We start from the raw sequence: 19,923 nt of genomic DNA, 5'->3' as shown, positions 1-19,923 counted from the left end.
GTTGATACGCCACCTGCACAGGGAAGGCGTAGCGTGCGGGAGGAGTTGTTGAAGAAACTGATTGGACAGATCGTCTCCGGAGATATTGTCGAAGGTTCCCTGCTTCCCAATGAGGCGGAGCTTTCCGAGGTGTATGGTGTCAGCCGCACCAGCCTGCGGGAAGCCATGCAGTATCTGTCGGCATTGGGAATGGTCCGGTCGCGCACGCGCGCTGGGACCAATGTTCTGCCTCGTGAGAACTGGAACTATCTGGATCCGCTGGTTCTGGATGCGACGCTGGAGCTCAGCAATGATCGTAGCTTTTATGAATCATTGCTCGATGCTCGACAGCTGCTGGAGCCGGCTGCGGCAGCGCAAGCCGCTGCGAATGCCACGGCAAAGCAATTGGCACAGATTGCAGAGGCTTTCGAGGACATGGTAGCCGCAAACGCACGCGACAATGAAGCATGGAGCCAGGCAGACCTCGAGTTTCATACCGCGATCATCAATGCCAGTGGAAATTGGGTCTTTCGCCAATTCGCGACTGCCATCCGGGCCGCGCTGCTTGCGAGTTTCCGACTGACCAACCGCGCCAGCCAGTCGCATGAATATGCGATTGCGCGGCATCAGGACGTGCTGGATGCGATCCGAATGCGAAGGCCGGATGCTGCTCGCATCGCCATGGAGCAGCTAATCGGCACTGCGCGGATTGAACTCAGTGATGCACTGCGCGAGAGTAGGCCAGAGGGAAAATAGGAGCGCAAGCGCCTTAGCCAATTTCCTCTCCTCTCGTCACGCTGTTAAGTCTTGTGTTTTCTTGACCCATTTCGATCGAGTGAACCGCGAGCCAGCTCAAAGCTCCTGCGCCGGATGGGTTAGCAAATGTTGACGAGGGCGCTTTAAACACTGGAAGGCGACGGCACGGGTCGAACGCCCCGTTCACTAAAGCGGATCACGCGCGAAACGGGCCACGCCCGTTCATTACATCTTCACATCGACCCTTGGTGACTGTTACCATGCCGTCCGCATGACACATCTTTTTGTTGCATCGCATCATCGAATACTGATTTACAAAAGTATTACTATATGATTTTTTGACTGCGGGCCTGAGAAGATGGGCCTTTGGGAGGATATCATGAAGTTGAAGACTGCACTGATCAGTGCCACGATTCTTGCTACCTGCATGTTCACAGCCGCATCGGCAAAGCAGCTGGTTGTCGGCTTCTCGCAAATCGGTTCGGAGTCCGGTTGGCGTGCCGCTGAAACGACCTTGACCAAGCAGGAAGCCACAAAGCGCGGCATTGATCTCAAGTTTGCCGATGCGCAGCAGAAGCAGGAAAACCAGATCAAGGCAATCCGTTCCTTCATCGCACAGGGCGTTGACGCAATCTTGCTGGCGCCAGTCGTCGAAACGGGTTGGGATGCCGTGCTGAAGGAAGCCAAGGAAGCCAAGATTCCGGTTATTCTGCTCGACCGTACGGTCAACGCGCCGAAGGACCTTTATCTGACCGCTGTCACGTCCGACTTGGTTCATGAGGGTAAGGTTGCCGGCGACTGGCTCGTCAAGACGGTCGGCGACAAGAAGTGCAATATCGTTGAGCTGGAGGGCACGACTGGCTCCTCGCCGGCCATCGCCCGCAAGAAGGGCTTCGAGGAAGCCATCAAGGGTCACGACAACCTGAAGATCGTTCGCAGCCAGACGGGCGACTTCACCCGCTCCAAGGGCAAGGAAGTCATGGAAAGCTTCCTGAAGGCTGAAAACGGCGGCAAGGACATCTGCGCGCTCTACGCCCACAACGACGACATGGCCGTCGGCGCCATCCAGGCGATCAAGGAAGCGGGCCTGAAGCCGGGCAAGGATATCCTGACTGTCTCCGTCGACTCGGTTCCGGATCTCTTCAAGGCGATGGCCGCCGGCGAGGCGAACGCGACGGTGGAGCTGACACCGAACATGGCTGGTCCGGCCTTCGATGCGCTCGATGCCTATCTGAAAAACAAGAAGGAGCCGCCAAAGTGGATCCAGACCGAGTCCAAGCTCTACACGCAGGCTGACGATCCGCAGAAGGTCTATGAGCAGAAGAAAGGCCTCGGCTACTGAGACGAGGGGCGACCGCACCGGGCGAACAATTCAGCCGATGCAGTCTCTTACATCGAATGCCGGCGCATCATCTGTATGCGCCGGCTATCGCTTTCGAATATTGGCTCAACCCAAGGACATTCACGCTTCATGGCTCACGACGTCGAGCGACTTCTGACAGCGACAGGCTTTTGCAAATATTTCCCAGGCTCGACCGCCCTCGATCATGTCGATTTCACTTTGATGCGCGGAGAAGTCCATGCGCTGCTCGGTGAAAACGGAGCGGGAAAATCGACCTTGATCAAATGCATGACAGGCGCCTATCGCCGAGATGCAGGCACTTTGGTTCTCGATGGCACTGAGATTGATCCGCATGATACACTCGCAGCCCAGAAGCTCGGTATTGGAACGGTCTACCAGGAGGTGAACCTGCTCCCGAACCTGAGTGTGGCGGAAAATCTGTTTCTCGGTCGCCAGCCGAGGCGCTTCGGCTTGGTCAGCAGCCGCGTCATGAACGGCATGGCCAGGGATCTGCTGGCGCAATACGGCATAGACATCGACGTTGGCCGTCAGCTCGACCGGTTCTCGGTCGCCATCCAGCAGGTGATCGCGATCGCCCGTGCCGTCGATCTCTCCGGCAAGGTTTTGATCCTGGACGAACCGACCGCAAGCCTCGATACGCAAGAGGTCGCCATGCTGTTCGGCATCGTCAGGCGGCTGAAGCAGCGTGGCCTGGGGATTGTTTTTATTACGCATTTTCTCGAGCAGGTTTATGAAATCTGCGATCGAATCACCGTTCTCCGCAACGGACGCCTGGTCGGCACGCGGGATGCGGAAGGACTTTCACGGCAAACGCTGATCGCCATGATGCTCGGCCGTGAGCTTGCGCAGGCGGAGAGCGCCGCAAAGCAGGTTACCAACGAAAGCGGGCCGGTAAAGTATCGCTTCGCGAATTTCGGCAAGCGCGGCAAAATCAAGCCCTTCGATATGGAGGTGCGTGGCGGCGAAGTGGTCGGCATCGCCGGTCTGCTCGGGTCTGGCCGCACCGAGACCGCCGAGGTACTCTTCGGCGTCGAACGATCAGACAGCGGCGAGGCGACGGTCGAAGGCAACACCGTTACGCTTTCCAGTCCGCGCGCCGCCATCAAGAACGGTTTCGGCTTTTGCCCGGAGGACCGCAAGACAGACGGCATCATCGGCGATCTTTCCATCCGCGAAAACATTGTCATGGCCCTGCAAGCGCGTCGTGGCTGGGCGAGGCCTTTGGCGCGCAGCGAACAGAACGCCATCGCCGATCGCTACATCAAGGCACTGGATATCCGCACGACCGACCGTGAGAAGCCGATCAGGCTTCTGTCGGGTGGCAATCAGCAGAAGGCGATCCTTGCGCGGTGGTTGGCGACCAACCCAAGCTTCCTGATCCTTGATGAACCGACGCGCGGCATCGACGTCGGCGCGCATGCGGAAATCATCCGCCTCATCGAAGATCTTTGCCAGCAAGGCATGTCGCTGGTGGTCATTTCATCCGAACTGGAGGAACTTGTCGCCTATAGCTCGCGCGTCATCGTCCTGCGGGATCGCGAGCACATTGCCGAGTTGACCGGCAGCGAGATAACCGCCGGAAATATCGTCGAGGCCATTGCCACCACTCAAAATACCCGTGAGGACGCATGATCTCGCAAATTAAGGCATCCCTGTTTCGCTTGATGCCGCAGCTCATTGCGCTGGCGGTCATTCTTCTGTTGAATTTCATTATGTTCCCGCAGTTTTTTCATCTGGAAATTCAAAATGGTAGACTCTACGGGAGCGTGATCGATGTGCTGAATCGCGGTGCGCCTGTCGCGCTGCTATCCATCGGCATGACGTTGGTCATTGCCACCAAGGGGATTGATCTTTCGGTCGGTGCGGTCATCGCGATTTGCGGCGCAGTAGCCGCAGCTTCAATCGTTGCAGGCTATTCGCTTGCCTATACCCTGTTGCTGACGATCGGCGTGGGTTTGGCATGCGGCCTCTGGAATGGCTTTCTCGTGGCTGTTCTCGATATCCAGCCGATCATTGCAACACTGGTGCTGATGGTGGCTGGCCGCGGCATAGCGCAATTGATTACCGAGGGCATGATCCTCACCTTCAACAATGACGGGCTGATCTTCCTAGGCAGCGGCGCCTTTGCCGCGTTGCCCATGCCCGTGGTAATCTGGGTGCTCGCGGCGCTTGTCGTCATCCTGTTGGTCAGGCGCACGGCGCTTGGCATGCTGGTCGAAGCGATCGGCATCAATCGCCGGGCAAGCACGCTCTCCGGCATCCAGACGCCGGTGCTGCTGATTGCGGTCTATGCGCTGAGCGGCCTTTGCGCTTCCATCGCCGGTATCATCGTTTCGGCCGACATCAAGGGCGCGGATGCCAACAATGCCGGCTTGTGGCTCGAGCTGGATGCGATCCTCGCCGTGGTCGTCGGCGGCAACTCGCTACTTGGCGGTCGCTTCAGCATTGTCGGTTCGTTGATTGGGGCGATGATTATTCAATCGGTCAATACAGGCATCCTTCTGTCCGGTTTTCCACCGGAGTTCAATCTGGTCATCAAGGCAATCATCGTTATCGTCATTTTGGTCATCCAGTCTCCTGCCCTGCAGTCCGCCACCGCGTTCTTCCAGCGGCGCCGAGGCGAGGGACAGATGGTCCATAAGGAGCAGGCGAAGTGAATTCGAAATATCTTCCACTGCTCGCGACCATCGTCATCTTCATCCTGGCCTATGCGGGTTGCGTGGCGGAGTATCCGAACATGCTGTCGACGCGGGTGGCCGGCAACCTGTTGACCGACAACGCCTTCCTGGGGATTGCCGCGGTCGGCATGACATTCGTGATCATTTCGGGCGGCATCGACCTGTCGATCGGTTCGGTCATCGCCTTTACCGGCGTTTTCCTGGCGATCATCCTGCGAGACACCTCGATCCATCCGCTGTTGGCTTTTGCTCTCGTGTTGCTGATCACTACGATCTTCGGCGCCGGCATGGGCGCCATCATCCACTATCTCAGCATGCCGCCCTTCATCGTAACGCTGGCCGGCATGTTTCTGGCGCGCGGAATTGCCTTCGTGATCTCCATCGACAGCATCCCGATCGAGCATGATTTCTATTCGCGGCTCAGCGATCTCTATTGGCTGATGCCGGGCGGCGGTCGATTGACCTTGATCGGCGGCGTCATGCTGCTCGTCTTTGCCGGCGGCATTGTCCTGGCGCATCGCACGCGCTTCGGCGCCAACGTCTATGCTCTGGGCGGCGGCGTGCAGACGGCCGAACTCATGGGGGTTCCGGTTGGCCGCACGACCATCCTGATATACGCCTTGTCCGGCTTTCTCGCCGGTCTGTCCGGAATCGTTTTTTCTATCTATACATCAGCAGGATATTCGCTTGCCACGGTCGGTGTTGAGCTCGACGCTATTGCGGCCGTGGTCATAGGCGGAACACTGTTGACGGGAGGCGCGGGGTTCGTTGGAGGAACCCTCATCGGAATCCTGATACAGGGCCTGATTCAGACTTACATCACCTTCGACGGATCGCTTTCCAGCTGGTGGACGAAGATTTTGATCGGCTTATTGCTGTTTGCATTTATTCTGATGCAGAAAGGCCTTCTTCTGCTTTCCCGATTCAATCGACGTTACGTCTAAGGGAAGGGCGGTGCGGTAACATCAGCGGAGGGTAGATGTGGAATGCGTTGTCACGGACGTTGACTCGCAGTCCGGCGTACAAAATCCGTTGCCGCTGGTTCGACTCCGCTCGAGAGCGCCGATTGTGGCTTTCTTAGCAGTCTCAGTTCGACAATAGCGATGCCGTTGTGGCTTTTGATCCGCTCGACAAGGCGTTGCGCGAGACCTTTGCGGCGCCTCCGCTGGCTGAAGCTCGAACCGAGCGATGAGGTCGCGGAGATTCACAATTTGGTTGACCAAGCCGTTTGTGGCTACGGCCGATTCCGGGGGGCGAGGAAGCAGAGACTAGCCTTTATCCCACCTCTGAAAGTTCTTTATCCTTCGGGCGGCAAAATTCGATCAACTGCTTTGAGCTCATTGGTCGTGCCAGAGCGTATCCCTGCAGAAAGTGGCAACCAAGATCTCTCAGGATCTTCACGTGCTCCATTGTTTCCACGCCCTCGGCAACGATGTCGATGTTCTGCGACCGGCCGATTTCGATAATCGAGGAGACCAGACGCCGTTGAGATGGAGACGCGACAATCGGCTTGATAATTTCCCGGTCGATTTTAAGCCTTCGCGGCTCGAGCCTAAGTAAGCTTATGATGCTGGCATGCCCGGTGCCGAAATCATCGATCTCGATTTCAATTCCAAGCTCTTTGAGAGCTGGAACTATGTGATTGAGAACAGGCTGAAGATCATCGAAGGAGATTGTCTCCAGCAGCTCGAAACATAGGCGACCTTTCGCGAAGGGAAGTTCGGATAGCTCGGCAAGCAGATTTGCCTCCACCAGCCGACGCGCAGAAATATTGACCGAAACACGCGGGATGCGCATTCCCAGGCTGTCCCATCTTGTAAGCTCGAACAGAGCCTTCTGCAGGATTAGCCTATCCATGTCGCCGGAACGTCCCAAATTTTCCGCGACAGCGAGAAATTTATCCGGGGCGAGCAGACCGTTTCGCGGGTGATCCCAGCGCGCAAGTGTCTCGACGCCGGCGATATCCAATGTGCTTGCATTGAACTGCGGCTGGAAAAATGCAACCAGTTCGTCGCAATCGAGCGCATGATTGAATTCATCCGCCAATTCCTTCGAACCGATTGCGGCGCTACGAAGCGCTTCGGTGAAAATGGCCGCGCGACCGCGGCCCACCTTCTTCGCCTCGTACAGAGCCAAATCGGCATCCAAAAGCAATTGGCTCAGGTCCTGCCCACGAGCATATTCAGTTTCCCAGGCGACGCCGACGCTTGCGCCGACCACACACTCCGAGCCATCAACGAATAGCGGCTGCTTGAGTGTATCGACAATCTGTTGGGCCAATTCATTTGCCTTAGGCGCGGGATCGGCGCTCCAGGTTGCGAAGATGAACTCGTCTCCACCGATCCGAGCCGCTACGTCGTTTGGGCCGGCCAAATTGACAAGGCGCGAAGCCACTGCCTGCAAGACCGTATCACCTCCGGCATGCCCTTTCGTGTCGTTGATCTCCTTAAATCGATCCAGATCGATATGAATCAGTATCAGACAATCTTCTGGATCGGGCCTCGGCGATTGCGAGATCATCTGATCAATAAATCGGCGATTGGGAAGCCCCGTTAGTGCGTCATGCAACGACAGGTATTCGAGCCTCTGCCGCGCTCGAACGAGCTTTTTCTTGTGAAGGCGAAGTTTTTCAATGGTTCTTTGGCGTGATTTGGTCAGAAAGCCTACCCAAACAATTGGCGCAACGACACACAAAGACAACAGGCAAGCATAGAGCTCAAAAGTGGCCATGCCGCTGTTTTGGCCCCATCCGCCCTTAGGCACTGCGACAAGGGTCCATCGGCCATAAGTCATATCAACGGATGCCACGACCGGATTCTTCGAAAAAGTTTCCAGGTCGCCGAGAAAAACTTGTTTGGCCAACTTCGGTTCCGCTACGGCGCTGACGGCAATCTCAAGGTCGGTCGATTCAAGGCCACTATCTTGGTAGAGCCTTGGTATGTCTACGATTCCAGAAACAAGACCCCAGAAGATCTGGCTTGTTCTGTCATTGATATAAACCGGGCACCTGACCACGAAAGCCGTTCCGCCCTGCACGAGCTCCACAGGGCCCGTCAAAACGATATTGTGGGTGTTGCGCGCCAGCATTGAGCTATCCCGTTGCTTTTCGTTCGTTCGATAGTCGAGTCCGATCGCTTTTTCGTTTCCCTTTTCTGGATAAACCCACTTGACCACCATGCCGGGGGCTGCGGCGAAGCTTCGCAATTGTGAATCCGGCTGCAAAATCTCCGCGGCGAGTTTGGAGAAAGCGCTTTGGTCCATCGCCGGATTGACTGTGATACCGGCCGCCAGGCCTTGCAACAGTTTCACGTTGCCATTGAGGTTCGTCTGAAGCCGAGATGATATGGTGGCAAGCTCACCGGCAACAATTGAGCGTTCGTCGGCTAGCGATCGTTCCAGCCTCCAGTTCGTTGCAACACAGACGACGAATACTGCAATAGTCGTCGCAAATATTGCCGGAGCAAATGCGCTGGTATGGCTTACTGCAGAACTCGCGAAGCCACGCAATATTTTTTGTTTTCTTCGAAACTTCATCAGATTGCCGGTATAGGAAACGGGCCTGCATCCTTACACAGTTTCTTTAAAGCAACGCTAAGTCCGCTAACCAACCTGCTATTGAGGAAAGCTGTCTATGTTGTTGGGAAAGCGCCGTAAAGTTATCGGCCTCGGGTTAAAGTGCCCTCGCAAATTCTCACGTCTGAACGAGAGCCGCGACGTCGCGTGGGGTAAATATCAAGCCGGCGTGCGATCAGACTCCGCACGCCTTTGCTCGCGCAGACGTGAGAGATCAGTTTCCCAAAAGCATCCCGGCTATCGCGTTTGCGATGGCATGATCGCCGTAAGGCTTCGAGAAGAATTGGCTTCCCTCAGGAAGGCTGCTCTCTTTGAGGATGGCCCTGCCGGAAGCAACGATCAATTTTACCGGCGGCCATCGGCTACGGATGTAGTGGGAGAGCTTGATGCCGTCCATTGTTCCGGGCATTTCCACGTCGGTGAAGACGAGATCGATATCGGCTCTCGATTCCAGAATGCGAATTGCCTCGTCGGCGTTGCTTGCCTCGAGCGCCTCGTAGCCGGCGGATCGGACGAGGTCGACGGCGCCCATTCGAATAAGCGCGCTATCTTCGACCACCAGGATGACCGCCTTGCCATTAAACATATGTCACTCGGTTTTTGTGTGAGCCGGGAACCCTGGACTCAGTTGATAACGTTTCGGTGAAAGGTCAGTTCCTATGCGGCCGCAGGGATTCTGGTTCGACGGTCGGCATCCCCGCGATGACTTATGATCACTGCGGTTCCTGGGCTTGCGTCGTTCAACTTAATCTCACCCTGTAGGTTCCGGGCGAGGGCCTCGACGATGCCTGTGCCTAGTCCAGCCTTGGCAGCAACGCTGCCAGTGGGCATGCCTACTCCATCGTCAGCTACCGAAAGTGTCCAGTCGCTGCCGGTCGAGCGATAGTCGATCGCGATCCTTCCCGTCTGCTGGTCAATAAAGGCGTGTTTGAGAGCGTTGATCACCAATTCGGTCACGATAAGCCCCAGGCTGACGGAGACGTCCGCTTCGACGGCGCTGTCATCCACCGTCACCGATATCGAGAACCGGCTCTCGTCAGCAATCATCGATGCGCCGAGGCTCTCGCAAAGCTGGGTGAAATAGCTACGAAGTTCGACATTGCCGCCGCTCGATGTCGAGAGTTGTCGCTGAACGGCCGCAATCGACATCACTCGGTGATGGGCGTTGTGAAGATGTCCGCGCGCTTCCTCCGACTGCACCCGACGTGCACTCTGCATAAGGACGCTCGCAATGATCTGAAGGCTATTTGCGACGCGATGCTGAACTTCCTGTATCAGGATGGCTTTGTCCCGGACGAGGTCATCTTTCAGTTTTGCTTGGGCGCGCGCGTCGGTCACGTCGGAGAGGGCAACCAGCAGCCGGATATGGTCCTTGTTGCCGTCGTCAAGGATTTGCGCATTGACGACCAGTTGGCGTGTCTTCCGGTTTGGCCGCATAAGGTCAATTTCGTAGGCCTCGATCCTCGCACTTCCGGCTGCCGTCGCCTTCAGAAGAGAGGTGAGCCTGGGCATCGCCCATTCGCCGTCTCCAAGCTGACTCAGCGCCCTGCCGGGAATTGTCGCAGGATTGATCTCGAAGGCTCGGCAGAACGATGTGCTCGCCGCAATGACCTTCTGGTCTGCAGATAGGAACAGCAACGGCTCGTTTGATGAAACCACGACGGCAAGCGTACTCGCTGCCTCGAAATGGGCAATCGGTTCTTTGGACATGAAAATGGCCCTCATGGGCCGAAAACTCGCGTAGCGAATCATCACTCGGCAGGAGCGCCGTCAATGCAAACCTTGGAATGACGCTCTAAGGCACGCTAGCACATCCGCTTCCGATCGGCATCACGCTTTATTGCCGTAGCAGGACCTTAAGCCAATCGATACTGGTTCGCCTTCTGCCAGAAAATCGACCCCAAAGATATTTGATCGTACTGGGTCTACTTGCCGGGATATTGAACGTCTTGCTCCTTGCTTCCAACACTTGTTGCTGCGCTGGACTGGAGATCAGCCATCTGCATCGCAGCCGACAGAAGTTCCTCTCGACTATGGAAGCCACTGTTATAAAGCCTGGCAACCGCCATTGTCAGCTTGCCTACAGCGACTGGATCTTTCGAGATACCCCTGGCACTGGAAATCTCCCTTACGACGCCTGCGCAAAGCCGGGCATCCTCCCGCGACAACAGTTGCGTTGAATTCATCTTCCCCTCCGAAAGTGGCCCGCCCCTTGATGGGGCGGGCTAAGCGTATCACTCTTAGAAGTCCATGCCGGCACCGGTGGGGATCGCCGGAGCGGCTTCCTTCTTTGGTTTTTCGGCGATCATAGCTTCCGTTGTTACGAGGAGGCCGGCGACAGATGCCGCGTCCTGAAGCGCCGTGCGCACGACCTTGGCAGGATCGATGACACCCTGGGCGTAGAGATCGCCGTATTCACCCGTCTGGGCGTTCCAGCCGTAGGAGAATTCCGCCTTCTCGCGCAGCTTGCCGACGATTACCGAGCCTTCGGCGCCGGCGTTTTCGGCAATCTGGCGCACCGGCGCTTCGACTGCGCGGCGAACGATCTCGACGCCGACACGCTGGTCCTGGTTGGCCGTACTAAGATTGTCGAGCGCCTTGACGGCCCGCAGCAGCGCTACGCCGCCGCCGGGTAGGATGCCTTCCTCGACGGCCGCGCGGGTGGCATGCAACGCGTCGTCGACGCGGTCCTTCTTTTCCTTGACCTCGACTTCCGTCGAGCCACCGACACGGATGACGGCAACGCCGCCGGCGAGCTTGGCAAGGCGTTCCTGCTGTTTCTCGCGGTCGTAATCGGAAGAGGTTTCCTCGATCTGCGCGCGGATCTGCGCAACGCGGCCGTCGATCTCGGCCTTGGAGCCGACGCCATCGATGATCGTCGTGTTCTCCTTCTCGATCGCTACCTTTTTGGCTCGGCCAAGCATGGTCAGCGTCACGTTCTCCAGTTTGATACCAAGATCTTCGGAGATGACAGTGCCGCCCGTGAGGATGGCGATGTCTTCAAGCATGGCCTTGCGGCGATCGCCGAAGCCAGGAGCCTTGACGGCAGCGATCTTCAGGCCGCCACGCAGCTTGTTGACGACGAGCGTTGCAAGAGCTTCGCCTTCGACGTCTTCAGCGATGATGAGGAGCGGCTTGCCGGACTGGACCACGGCCTCGAGCACCGGCAGCATGGACTGGAGGTTCGAGAGCTTCTTCTCATGGATCAGGATGTAGGGATCCTCAAACTCGACCCGCATCCTGTCCTGGTTGGTGACGAAGTAGGGTGACAGATAGCCGCGGTCGAACTGCATGCCTTCGACGACTTCGAGTTCGGTTTCGGCAGTCTTGGCCTCCTCCACGGTGATGACGCCCTCGTTGCCGACCTTTTCCATCGCTTCCGCGAGATAGCGGCCGATTTCCTCGTCGCCATTGGCCGAGATGGTGCCGACCTGGGCAATCTCGGAATTGTTGGAAATCTTGCGGGCGTTGGTCTTCAGTTCCTTGACGACCGCGTCGACAGCCAAATCGATACCGCGTTTCAGGTCCATCGGATTCATGCCCGACGCCACCGCCTTGGCGCCCTCCCTGACGATCGCCTGGGCAAGAACTGTTGCGGTCGTGGTGCCGTCGCCGGCAATGTCGTTGGTCTTTGACGCGACTTCGCGCAGCATCTGTGCGCCCATGTTCTCGAACTTATCTTCGAGCTCGATTTCCTTGGCGACAGTGACGCCGTCCTTGGTAATACGCGGTGCGCCGAAGGACTTGTCGATAACCACGTTTCGGCCTTTGGGACCGAGCGTCACCTTGACGGCGTTGGCGAGTACATCGACCCCCCGCAGCATGCGGTCACGGGCATCGGTGTTGAATCTTACGTCTTTCGCAGCCATTCTGTTCACTCCTTTAATAGGCAGCAAGTTCGACTGGTGATTGGAAGCGCCTTAAGCGGCCTGCTTCTGCGTTGCCTGGGCCTCGATGACGCCCATGACATCGCTTTCTTTCATGATCAGAAGGTCTTCGCCGTTGATCTTGATCTCTGTGCCCGACCATTTGCCGAACAGGATGCGATCGCCGGCCTTGACGTCGAGTGCCTGCAACTGGCCGGCATCATTGCGCGCACCGGGGCCGACAGCGATGACCTCGCCTTCCTGCGGTTTTTCCTTGGCGGTATCGGGAATGATGATGCCGCCTTTGGTTTTCTCTTCGGATTCAACCCGGCGGACAAGAATGCGATCATGAAGCGGTCGGAACGACATGTTTTCCTCCAATGGACAAACAATGATGACGTTGTTCCCCGGCCGGACCGGATGACCGGTCCGGGCGGGCGCAAAACCTCGATCGAGCGTCTTGCGCGAAATGATCTGGTTTGGCGGATTTTCGATTTCAAGAGGTCAAAATAAAAAAATTAGCACTCTTCAGGAATGGCTGCTAACACACTGGCAAGGAACAACAACCTGGCCTCGAGCATTCAAAAAATCATTGATGGCTGCAAAAATTTACACCACCTTCAGACTGTTACGAAACGGAGATGAAGCATGCGATTTTCATCGGATCTGGAGCGTCAGCTCAACGGTTATGGCCTTACCACCGCGCATATCCTCTACCGCATTCCCGATTTCGAATCCGTCCTTCAGACTTATGTCTGGCAGGACTATGATTTGGCTCCTGATTTTCCTGAGATGCAGAAGTTCCTCAACTACTGGCAGGCTAACCTTGACGGGCCGCTGCATTCAGTGCGCTACACCCATCAGCGTCTGATCGGACCCAGCGAATGGCGCCGCGTTGAAGGCGAGTTCAAGCTGCATTGAGGCTCGAGGGTCTCCATCCAAATCCGGACGTTATGGAGGCCCAAAGAGAGCTCAGTCGCCAAGGAATATGCAAGCGAGAAAAATTTTCAGTCGAGGCTCTTGAACTCAAAAATCCGAAAAACCAAATCGATTGCCGCCAGCCGCTGAGAAAAGGGCTGGTCATGCTGGGAGCGCTGTCTTTCGGCGCTTCCGTATCCATGTTGCTTCAAGGAGGATATGGCTATGGCAACGACTTATAACTATGCACCCCTGTTCCGCTCGAGCGTTGGCTTCGATAGGATCTTCGATCTTCTGGAAAATGCCCAACGCGGTCGTTCGATCAGCGATTGGCCGCCCTATGACATCATCAAGACCGGAGACGACAGTTACCGAATTACGATCGCGGTGGCGGGCTTTGCTCAAGACGATCTCGACATCACCTTCCAGTCCAACCTTCTAACCGTGACGGGCAAGAAGGAGGAGACCCCTGGTGAGGGCTACCTGCATCGCGGCATTGACGGCCGGCCGTTTGAACACCGGTTTGAGCTTGCCGACCATGTTAGCGTGAGCGGAGCCGATCTGAAGAACGGTCTGCTGTCGATCAACCTTATTCGCGAGATCCCGGAGGCACTCAAGCCGCGGAGAATCTCCATTGAAGCCGCGCCCGCTTCGACATCGGCTGCACCGGCACAGATCGACGCGCAGAAGGCAGCTTAATCCGCATTCTGTTGATGGACGCTGCCACGACGGCGCCCATCAACATCTGGGTTGGGAAGGAGAGCATGATGAAACCCGATATGTTCCAAGAGCCCGTTTCTATTCTTGTCGGTCTCGGCTTTCCGGCCGAGATTCGTTCGGTGACGGAAGCTTATCGACATCTCATGGAATGGCCGGCCTCTTCTAGAGACCCCGCGCATTCAATCGCGCTCAAGGCCTGCGATGCGGCACTACGAGGTGAAATTGAAGCTGAGACCGTGCGCGGCCTATTTGCCGCCTTCGCCGAGAAACACGATCTCCTGGCGCCGGACGGCGATGTCATCGTCGCGTCCCGGCTGCGGCGGGACAGAGATCCGCACGTGCGTTGAGAGGCGTCGATGATGGAGAATATCTTGAAACAAGCCGTCAGCGATTCCGTGGCGATTGGTCTGGCTGTTCTGATGTCGCGAACGTCAAGTTTCGGCGCCTCATTGACGTCGTGACGACAGTCCGCGCTTCCGAAGATGACAATCGGACGAACGTGGCGGACTGAGCGTTGGATATCCAGGGATCGATTCGAAGACGGTTTCGTACGGGGAGCGCTTAAACCGGTTCGATCCACGGGGTGCGTTTGCCTCGGTCAGCGCTTTGGCAGATGACGAACCATAGTCTCGATCCAGCGACGTGTTTCGTCGACTTGGTAACTGCCATAGCACCTCGACCAACGCACAAAATTTCCACGTCGTGAACGCTCACCGGGAAATGGATAGCCGCGAAGTTGGGGCAAATCTTCAACTCCGATCAATTTCGCGCCGGTTGCTGTCTTTCGCGCGAGATTGATTGTAGCGAGCGTTCAATAACGCCGCCGGGTCCGTTAATCGGAAAGTTTTCTGAAGGTCTATCGAAGTAACGAAGCTAGGCCGGTGGATGGCGGTTTGCTCCGTCGACGCGACAAGCTCTATCGGCTGAGCCAGCCCGTGCGGTTCATGATCGGTGCCTGTTTCGGCAGGGTTGCTGCTGCTAGTGATGTTCGAGCGCGATTTGCCGGCAATGTTCGAGATAGGCTTTGTCATGGATCGACAAGAGCTCGGTTACGCACGTCCAGAGCCACGACGGTGCATCCGGCTTCCTCTTGCGCCCGCTGGTAAGTTCGCCGGTCCACGAACGCCACTCTTGCTCGCCCATCTGCCGGGCGTGAGCAAGGCCCACGACCCCGCCGAGATAGTGGCCGATTTCGCAGAGTTCTTTTGCGCCAAGACGTCCGAGGTCGATTTTCATATCCTGGGGCGCGATCTCGCGAACGAACACAGCCTTGTCCATCACCCTTGCCGCAACCATGCGATTGCCGAGATTGGGTGACAGAGCCTTTGCTCCCGCGACGACCCTTTCGGCATCGTCGCGCGGCATTCCGGATCCGGCCGCCGAAGGGGCGGCGGCACCCATTGCCTCCTTGATATCAAGCAACGAAACCGGCCGGTGCTTGCCATCGCCAACCAAAACAGCGCATCGCAGATGGCCGAGCGAACTGCAGCCCTTGACCCAGTAAGCTGCGTCAAGCACGGTCTGATTGCCCGATTTTTGCAGTTTTTCCGGCTCAAGGACGATTTCCCCCAGTTTCCTCTGCCGGCAAAGCGCAAGAACCGCGGCGCGTTCGGATCTGTGCAGCGGCCAAAGGCGCTTGTTGCGGGGAAGCAAGGGGTGTTTTGTCTGAAAATTCTCCATTGCGAGATCTCGCCAGCGCCTACGCAATGAATGTCTGACAAGCTTTCTGATGTCCTTCGGTTGGCGCAGGTGCGGTGTGTGCGCCTGACTTTCCCCGGATGCGGATTCGTATCCACCAATAAGGGCATCCAGCATTCTCGCAGTGGTCACACCAGGAAGGTCAGAATCCCGCGCGGCGGAGGCGAGAGAAAGCCCCAGCCTTATGAGATCGTGAGCGGGATTGCCAATGACAGCCTGATCGAAATCCCTGATCTGAACGGCAACGTCGCCGTTGCGATCCGCCAATGCCCCGAGATTGCCCAGGTGACAATCACCACAGATCCACACGGCGGGTCCGTCAGGGACTGAGAAAGAGTGTCGGGCGAGCCAGTTGTAAAACAGTCTGGTGGTCCCCCTGATGTAGGCTTCCGGGGACCGTGCCATCTTGAGGTTTCGTCGGGCGATCAGGAGAGAATCGCGGTCCTTGGCGCTCATCCGTTAGCCCTCGCGTCGCACATCGTAAGGCGCGGCGTGCATCCTAATAGGCGGTAATTCAAAATGCGTGTCCGCTGCACGGCCATCCTCGCGAACGCTTGGAATAATTATCATAACGCCGCCTCGTCGGAACAGTTCCGCAGGCCGACCGGCGTTGCCTCTGAGCCCCACTTTAGCGATCGACCGGCTGGGCGTTGCCTTTCGCTGACGCCGTAGGACATTGAAACTCACTTGTGAGCGTGGGCACGGAACAAACTTCGTTCGCTTCGGTTACCCCTCCTCAGGAAACAAGGAGGATCACCAATGGATCATACAAATCATGTTCGCCTCGCCACGACTGAACTGACGCCTGCCGTGCTTGAAGGCGCGACCATTTACGGCGCGGACGACCACAAAATAGGCACGCTGGATCACATCCACGGCTCCGGCGTCAGCGGCACCGCCGTCATCGACGTAGGCGGCTTCCTCGGCATCGGAGCAAAGCCCGTAGGCATTGCGCTGACCGATCTGCAATTCATGCGCGACGAGGATGGCGATGTCCATGCCGTCACAAACTGGACAAAGGATCAGCTCAAGGACATGCCAGAGCACAAAGACTAGCGTCCTAAGCTCACGAACGTCAAAGCCCGGCCATCGCGCCGGGCTTTTCCGTATCTCGGCGACCTTGTAGAGCTCGGCGATCCGTAGGCAACTCCTGGGCGAAACAATTGAACAACGGCATTCAGTCGCAACTGTCGCTGATCGCGGTGATCGAAGCCGCGATCAATCCGTATTGCGTGGCGAACGCTGAGAAGGCTTCTTCGTTAAAATCGAGCAGGACGATGTCGGTCTTTTGCCCGCTTACTTCATTGATTTTCTGGAAATTCCTCACGGGGGAGGCTCATCGTTCGCAATGAATGATAAGGCCTCTGTTCCCCTCCGAATGGCGATCCTTGGCGTCAAAGGATCGGTCTACCGCCGGTAACCGCGATCGTGGCGCCAGAGACATAGCTGGATAGAGGATCGGCCAACATCACGTACGCCGTCGCTGAACCGCCGAAGAGTTCCGGTCCGATAACAGATCGCAGGACCCAACAGCCACCACTTAGACCAGATGGCGGCCATCTTCATCTTCAGACTACTACCAGGCGATTTCATAGAACGACGCCCCGCGGCTCTCTGGGTCACAGGAAGGGATATTCCTGTGTGGGACAACGTTGGCAACCAAGTGTCGTGGATCGATTTAGACGTTGAAGTTCGGCATTATGCCACGCAACGTTAGCGCATTTTCGCAGGCCGCTCCCGACGCAGTGTTGTCGAAAACGCACCAGCTGTCGGCGGCAAGCAACCCCGCAAAGGAAAGGATCTCCTGGTCGTTGTAGCTCGAATAGTAGATCTTTGGTTTGCCGTGCAGACGAACATAACGAGGCGGATGCAGAAAATCCACAGTCCGCCAGACCGGAGCGGGATCTGCCAGCACCCGGTCAAGCGAATATCGGTCAATCAGAGCCCTTGCTTGGGCCGCCGCCCAGCTTTCGTGTCGAACCTCAAGAACGATTGGGCCGGGATGCGCACTTCGCATCGTCTCGAAGGCGCGCTCGGCATCATACGGATCGAATATCAAACTCGGTGGCATCTGGCAAAGCAAAGGCCCGAGTTTCTCGCCCAGCGGCAAGATCTTCTGGAGAAAGATTTCGAATGCTCCGCCGATGTCTTTTAGCTTGCGAACATGGGTGATCTCTTTCGGAATCTTGATCGCAAACCGAAAATCTTTCGGAACTGAATCAGCCCATCGACTGAAGGTGGCTGCTTTATGCTGCCTATAAAACGTCGAATTTATTTCGACGCCCTTAAACACCGCCGCGTATCGGCTAAGTCCACTTCCCTCTTCGGGAAAGCGGTCGGCGACTGCTTTTGGAATTGACCAGGCGGCTGTGGCAATGATCGGCAAGTTCCAGTTCCTATCGATGGGCGGAAGCGCTTGAAGAAATTGCGTGATGCCTGTCAGTAACCGAGAAGCCGGGGCCGTTGTTCCAACTGTCCATCGCCGGCAGGCGGGCCTGAACACGGCGATACACCGCTCGGGCGACCTGGGCAGCCCGCGGACTCGCATCGATCTAATGCGACTGGCCGACAACAGCGCCAGCTTCTCGAGAGGTCAGATTTACGGAGCCGCTGGCCGAAGCGGCCGACCCTAATCTGACGCCGTCTCTGGCAAACGACCATTCAGCAGATGAAGCGCCCCGGTCCTTACAGTCGGTAGTTGGGCAAAACCGTACGAAGCTCGAGATCGATGGCCCGCCATGACTTCAAGAAGGAAATTGGCTCCGCACTCCCGTGATTACAATACGTCGCTCGAGCAACATCGCCCCGACCAAGTGTTGGCTCAGTGCCGCGTTTTTGTGACGCTTCCAGATGGCCACGTTTAAGCGGCTCCGGGAATTTCCTCTGTCACAACTTCGAAACGCGACAGGGTTGCAGGGCCGAAGGCAGTTGTGAGCGCAACATCGGTGGCGTCCCGGCCGGTCGCCATCAAAATGCGCCCAATGCGCGCCTTGTTGTGCCGGGCATCGACGGTATGCCAATGGCCTCCGAGATAGACTTCGAACCAGGCGCTGAAATCCATCGGGTTAGGATCCCTGGGGACGCCGATGTCGCCTAGATAGCCTGTGCAGTACCGTGCCGGGATGTTCATACAGCGGCAAAGCGTGATGGCGAGATGTGCGAAGTCGCGGCACACGCCGACGCGGTCATTGTATCCGCCAAACGCCGTCCGGAGGGGATTCGCCTTCTGATAGTCGAACGTGATGTGATTGTGTACGAAATCAAGGATTGCCTTCACCCGTGGCCACCCGAGGGGCGTGGACGAGAACTGCTTCCAGGCGAAGTCCGTCAGTTGGTCGGTATCGCAATAGCGGCTACCCAGCAGATAGACAAGCACCTCGTCCGGCAGATCCTTGATATCGTGCTGAAATGCATGTTGCGGCACCGGATCTGGAAGACCTCCGTCATAGATCTCGAACTCTGTTGAGATCGTGGTTAATCCGGGCGGTGCGACGATTCGGCTGCAAGCATTACCGAAGCCGTCAATGTATGACCAAGCCTCGATTGGCCGATCGAAAATCACGACCTGTTCCGTAAGAAGATCCACGCGGCGGGAGGGGTGAATGTTGAGGACCAACAACATGGGCGTGGCCTGCTGGCATTCATAAGCGAGGTGAAAGCCCGCGCGTATCTTCATCATTGTGTCCTTCGTACGAGATATCCGCCAGAAGCGATCATTCAGCGGCAACGCGCGGGCAACGAAGGTGTTCCGCTCACTCGTGGAGTCCTAATGCTGCGATCATCGGTCGTGACTTTCACCTGTACGGACATGTCGGCAAAATCGTATGGACTTCCGTCGCAGCTTAATTCCCCACCAAACAGGTCTTGTCGCTCATCCTAGCTTCAAGGATCCGGGAGCCGGCGCGGATCTCAGTTGAGGACATACGCCGAAACAAAGAGAGAACATAGTCAATCTTCGCGGCGGTATCAGCAAGTCCAACTATATGGCTCCTGCACACTGGGAAACTACTAGCCCGCCAGGGCGTTTTGATTCTGTGAGATTAATAGCAGGAGAAAGGCAATGGCAGACGACAGTACCACGACAACGTGGGCGACGTTTGACACCCGCGAGGCGGCCGAGCTTGCCGTCGAACATCTGGTTGAGCTGCGCGGTATCTCAAGGCCGGACATTTTCATTCAATCTGCCACGACCGAAAATACCGCAGGCTCGGCATTGTCCGGTAGTGACGCCTCTCACGATGGAGAAGCGCGCACCGACGTCGCGCTCGAAGGTGAGATCGTGATTTCCGCCGGCGTCGCCGCCGATCAGATCGCCGTCGTTCAACGCAGTCTGGGTGATGCTGGCGCGATCCGTGTATTGGGCCGCTAGGTC

At 56.9% G+C, this 19,923-nt stretch carries 20 protein-coding genes and 1 pseudogene; 11 read left to right on the top strand and 10 right to left on the bottom strand.

The genetic code is table 11. The features are described 5' to 3' along the window. Positions 1 to 48: 48 nt before the first annotated feature. The 5 genes from AB8B29_RS26205 to yjfF all read left to right on the top strand — a co-directional run bounded on the left by AB8B29_RS26205 (position 49) and on the right by yjfF (position 5,720). Positions 49 to 735, top strand: coding sequence for a FadR/GntR family transcriptional regulator (locus tag AB8B29_RS26205; RefSeq protein WP_439006812.1), 687 nt, complete (start codon positions 49 to 51; stop codon positions 733 to 735). A gap of 379 nt (positions 736 to 1,114) precedes the next feature. Beyond that, entirely contained in the window at positions 1,115 to 2,077 is a 963-nt protein-coding gene (gene ytfQ / locus AB8B29_RS26200; RefSeq protein WP_047555919.1) for a galactofuranose ABC transporter, galactofuranose-binding protein YtfQ, read from the top strand. Positions 2,078 to 2,206: 129 nt separating this feature from the next. Then, the gene (ytfR, locus tag AB8B29_RS26195; RefSeq protein WP_439006811.1) at positions 2,207 to 3,730 is read left to right on the top strand and encodes a galactofuranose ABC transporter, ATP-binding protein YtfR; all 1,524 of its coding nucleotides are present in this window, start codon (positions 2,207 to 2,209) and stop codon (positions 3,728 to 3,730) included. After that, positions 3,727 to 4,755, top strand: a complete 1,029-nt coding sequence (locus AB8B29_RS26190; RefSeq protein WP_037190980.1) for an ABC transporter permease — start codon at positions 3,727 to 3,729, stop codon at positions 4,753 to 4,755. Before ytfR ends, AB8B29_RS26190 begins: the two co-directional genes overlap by 4 nt. Next, on the top strand, positions 4,752 to 5,720 hold the full coding sequence (gene yjfF / locus AB8B29_RS26185; protein ID WP_037190979.1) for a galactofuranose ABC transporter, permease protein YjfF: 969 nt from the start codon (positions 4,752 to 4,754) through the stop codon (positions 5,718 to 5,720). The genes AB8B29_RS26190 and yjfF overlap by 4 nt, the downstream gene beginning before the upstream one ends. 331 nt (positions 5,721 to 6,051) lie before the next feature. Here yjfF and AB8B29_RS26180 read toward each other — a convergent pair whose 3' ends face one another. The 6 genes from AB8B29_RS26180 to groES form a co-directional block, all read right to left on the bottom strand. Further along, on the bottom strand, positions 6,052 to 8,310 hold the full coding sequence (locus AB8B29_RS26180) for an EAL domain-containing protein (protein ID WP_037190976.1): 2,259 nt from the start codon (positions 8,308 to 8,310) through the stop codon (positions 6,052 to 6,054). 253 nt (positions 8,311 to 8,563) lie between these two features. After that, entirely contained in the window at positions 8,564 to 8,935 is a 372-nt protein-coding gene (locus tag AB8B29_RS26175; protein WP_037190974.1) for a response regulator, read from the bottom strand. A 71-nt stretch (positions 8,936 to 9,006) separates the two neighbouring features. After that, entirely contained in the window at positions 9,007 to 10,059 is a 1,053-nt protein-coding gene (locus tag AB8B29_RS26170; protein WP_037191935.1) for a PAS domain-containing sensor histidine kinase, read from the bottom strand. A 215-nt stretch (positions 10,060 to 10,274) separates the two neighbouring features. After that, entirely contained in the window at positions 10,275 to 10,535 is a 261-nt protein-coding gene (locus tag AB8B29_RS26165; protein WP_051963192.1) for a hypothetical protein, read from the bottom strand. Positions 10,536 to 10,589: 54 nt separating this feature from the next. Beyond that, positions 10,590 to 12,218, bottom strand: coding sequence for a chaperonin GroEL (gene groL / locus AB8B29_RS26160; RefSeq protein WP_037190970.1), 1,629 nt, complete (start codon positions 12,216 to 12,218; stop codon positions 10,590 to 10,592). Between the two features lie 51 nt (positions 12,219 to 12,269). Continuing rightward, complete coding sequence (gene groES / locus AB8B29_RS26155; RefSeq protein WP_037190968.1) at positions 12,270 to 12,584, bottom strand: co-chaperone GroES; 315 nt, start codon at positions 12,582 to 12,584, stop codon at positions 12,270 to 12,272. A gap of 279 nt (positions 12,585 to 12,863) precedes the next feature. Between groES and AB8B29_RS26150 the strand changes: the two genes are divergently transcribed. The 3 genes from AB8B29_RS26150 to AB8B29_RS26140 all read left to right on the top strand — a co-directional run bounded on the left by AB8B29_RS26150 (position 12,864) and on the right by AB8B29_RS26140 (position 14,200). Then, positions 12,864 to 13,136, top strand: a complete 273-nt coding sequence (locus AB8B29_RS26150; protein WP_037190967.1) for an usg protein — start codon at positions 12,864 to 12,866, stop codon at positions 13,134 to 13,136. A 222-nt stretch (positions 13,137 to 13,358) separates the two neighbouring features. Beyond that, entirely contained in the window at positions 13,359 to 13,832 is a 474-nt protein-coding gene (locus AB8B29_RS26145) for an Hsp20 family protein (RefSeq protein WP_037190965.1), read from the top strand. A 68-nt stretch (positions 13,833 to 13,900) separates the two neighbouring features. Further along, on the top strand, positions 13,901 to 14,200 hold the full coding sequence (locus tag AB8B29_RS26140) for a DUF982 domain-containing protein (protein WP_047555928.1): 300 nt from the start codon (positions 13,901 to 13,903) through the stop codon (positions 14,198 to 14,200). Between the two features lie 631 nt (positions 14,201 to 14,831). On the opposite strand, the gene AB8B29_RS26135 is transcribed toward AB8B29_RS26140, so the two are convergent. Beyond that, positions 14,832 to 16,007 (bottom strand): DUF2252 family protein, encoded by a 1,176-nt coding sequence (locus tag AB8B29_RS26135; RefSeq protein ID WP_081938662.1) that lies wholly within the window; start codon positions 16,005 to 16,007, stop codon positions 14,832 to 14,834. A 303-nt stretch (positions 16,008 to 16,310) separates the two neighbouring features. On the opposite strand from AB8B29_RS26135, the gene AB8B29_RS26130 reads away from it, so the two are divergent. After that, positions 16,311 to 16,607 carry a PRC-barrel domain-containing protein gene (locus AB8B29_RS26130; RefSeq protein ID WP_037190963.1) on the top strand — a complete coding sequence of 99 codons (297 nt, stop codon included), beginning with the start codon at positions 16,311 to 16,313 and terminating at the stop codon, positions 16,605 to 16,607. 107 nt (positions 16,608 to 16,714) lie between these two features. Then, the gene (locus AB8B29_RS26125) at positions 16,715 to 16,903 is read left to right on the top strand and encodes a hypothetical protein (protein WP_439006808.1); all 189 of its coding nucleotides are present in this window, start codon (positions 16,715 to 16,717) and stop codon (positions 16,901 to 16,903) included. 42 nt (positions 16,904 to 16,945) lie between these two features. Here the strand turns inward: AB8B29_RS26125 and AB8B29_RS26120 are convergent. The 3 genes and pseudogenes from AB8B29_RS26120 to AB8B29_RS26110 all read right to left on the bottom strand — a co-directional run. Then, a pseudogene (locus tag AB8B29_RS26120) lies at positions 16,946 to 17,035 on the bottom strand (NAD(P)-dependent oxidoreductase); the annotation flags it as partial. A gap of 194 nt (positions 17,036 to 17,229) precedes the next feature. Continuing rightward, positions 17,230 to 17,937 carry a DUF72 domain-containing protein gene (locus tag AB8B29_RS26115; protein WP_037190960.1) on the bottom strand — a complete coding sequence of 236 codons (708 nt, stop codon included), beginning with the start codon at positions 17,935 to 17,937 and terminating at the stop codon, positions 17,230 to 17,232. 474 nt (positions 17,938 to 18,411) lie between these two features. Continuing rightward, positions 18,412 to 19,227, bottom strand: coding sequence for a transglutaminase-like domain-containing protein (locus AB8B29_RS26110; protein ID WP_037191927.1), 816 nt, complete (start codon positions 19,225 to 19,227; stop codon positions 18,412 to 18,414). A 384-nt stretch (positions 19,228 to 19,611) separates the two neighbouring features. On the opposite strand from AB8B29_RS26110, the gene AB8B29_RS26105 reads away from it, so the two are divergent. Further along, on the top strand, positions 19,612 to 19,920 hold the full coding sequence (locus tag AB8B29_RS26105; protein ID WP_037190959.1) for a hypothetical protein: 309 nt from the start codon (positions 19,612 to 19,614) through the stop codon (positions 19,918 to 19,920). Positions 19,921 to 19,923: the final 3 nt, after the last annotated feature.

The sequence above is a fragment of the Rhizobium sp. 11_C7_N12_5 genome (assembly GCF_051811145.1).
GTDB lineage: Bacteria > Pseudomonadota > Alphaproteobacteria > Rhizobiales > Rhizobiaceae > Rhizobium > Rhizobium lusitanum.
This window is presented reverse-complemented; position numbering and strand designations above follow the sequence as displayed.

What these genes read in the sequence shown, in the direction of transcription:
- ytfQ (WP_047555919.1), top strand. Translation starts at nt 1,115, where the DNA reads ATGAAGTTGAAGACTGCACTGATCAGTGCCACGATTCTTGCTACCTGC.
- ytfR (WP_439006811.1), top strand. Translation starts at nt 2,207, where the DNA reads ATGGCTCACGACGTCGAGCGACTTCTGACAGCGACAGGCTTTTGCAAA.
- AB8B29_RS26190 (WP_037190980.1), top strand. Translation starts at nt 3,727, where the DNA reads ATGATCTCGCAAATTAAGGCATCCCTGTTTCGCTTGATGCCGCAGCTC.
- AB8B29_RS26180 (WP_037190976.1), bottom strand. Translation starts at nt 8,310, where the DNA reads ATGAAGTTTCGAAGAAAACAAAAAATATTGCGTGGCTTCGCGAGTTCT.
- AB8B29_RS26175 (WP_037190974.1), bottom strand. Translation starts at nt 8,935, where the DNA reads ATGTTTAATGGCAAGGCGGTCATCCTGGTGGTCGAAGATAGCGCGCTT.
- AB8B29_RS26170 (WP_037191935.1), bottom strand. Translation starts at nt 10,059, where the DNA reads ATGTCCAAAGAACCGATTGCCCATTTCGAGGCAGCGAGTACGCTTGCC.
- AB8B29_RS26165 (WP_051963192.1), bottom strand. Translation starts at nt 10,535, where the DNA reads ATGAATTCAACGCAACTGTTGTCGCGGGAGGATGCCCGGCTTTGCGCA.
- groL (WP_037190970.1), bottom strand. Translation starts at nt 12,218, where the DNA reads ATGGCTGCGAAAGACGTAAGATTCAACACCGATGCCCGTGACCGCATG.
- groES (WP_037190968.1), bottom strand. Translation starts at nt 12,584, where the DNA reads ATGTCGTTCCGACCGCTTCATGATCGCATTCTTGTCCGCCGGGTTGAA.
- AB8B29_RS26150 (WP_037190967.1), top strand. Translation starts at nt 12,864, where the DNA reads ATGCGATTTTCATCGGATCTGGAGCGTCAGCTCAACGGTTATGGCCTT.
- AB8B29_RS26145 (WP_037190965.1), top strand. Translation starts at nt 13,359, where the DNA reads ATGGCAACGACTTATAACTATGCACCCCTGTTCCGCTCGAGCGTTGGC.
- AB8B29_RS26140 (WP_047555928.1), top strand. Translation starts at nt 13,901, where the DNA reads ATGAAACCCGATATGTTCCAAGAGCCCGTTTCTATTCTTGTCGGTCTC.
- AB8B29_RS26135 (WP_081938662.1), bottom strand. Translation starts at nt 16,007, where the DNA reads ATGAGCGCCAAGGACCGCGATTCTCTCCTGATCGCCCGACGAAACCTC.
- AB8B29_RS26130 (WP_037190963.1), top strand. Translation starts at nt 16,311, where the DNA reads ATGGATCATACAAATCATGTTCGCCTCGCCACGACTGAACTGACGCCT.
- AB8B29_RS26110 (WP_037191927.1), bottom strand. Translation starts at nt 19,227, where the DNA reads ATGAAGATACGCGCGGGCTTTCACCTCGCTTATGAATGCCAGCAGGCC.
- AB8B29_RS26105 (WP_037190959.1), top strand. Translation starts at nt 19,612, where the DNA reads ATGGCAGACGACAGTACCACGACAACGTGGGCGACGTTTGACACCCGC.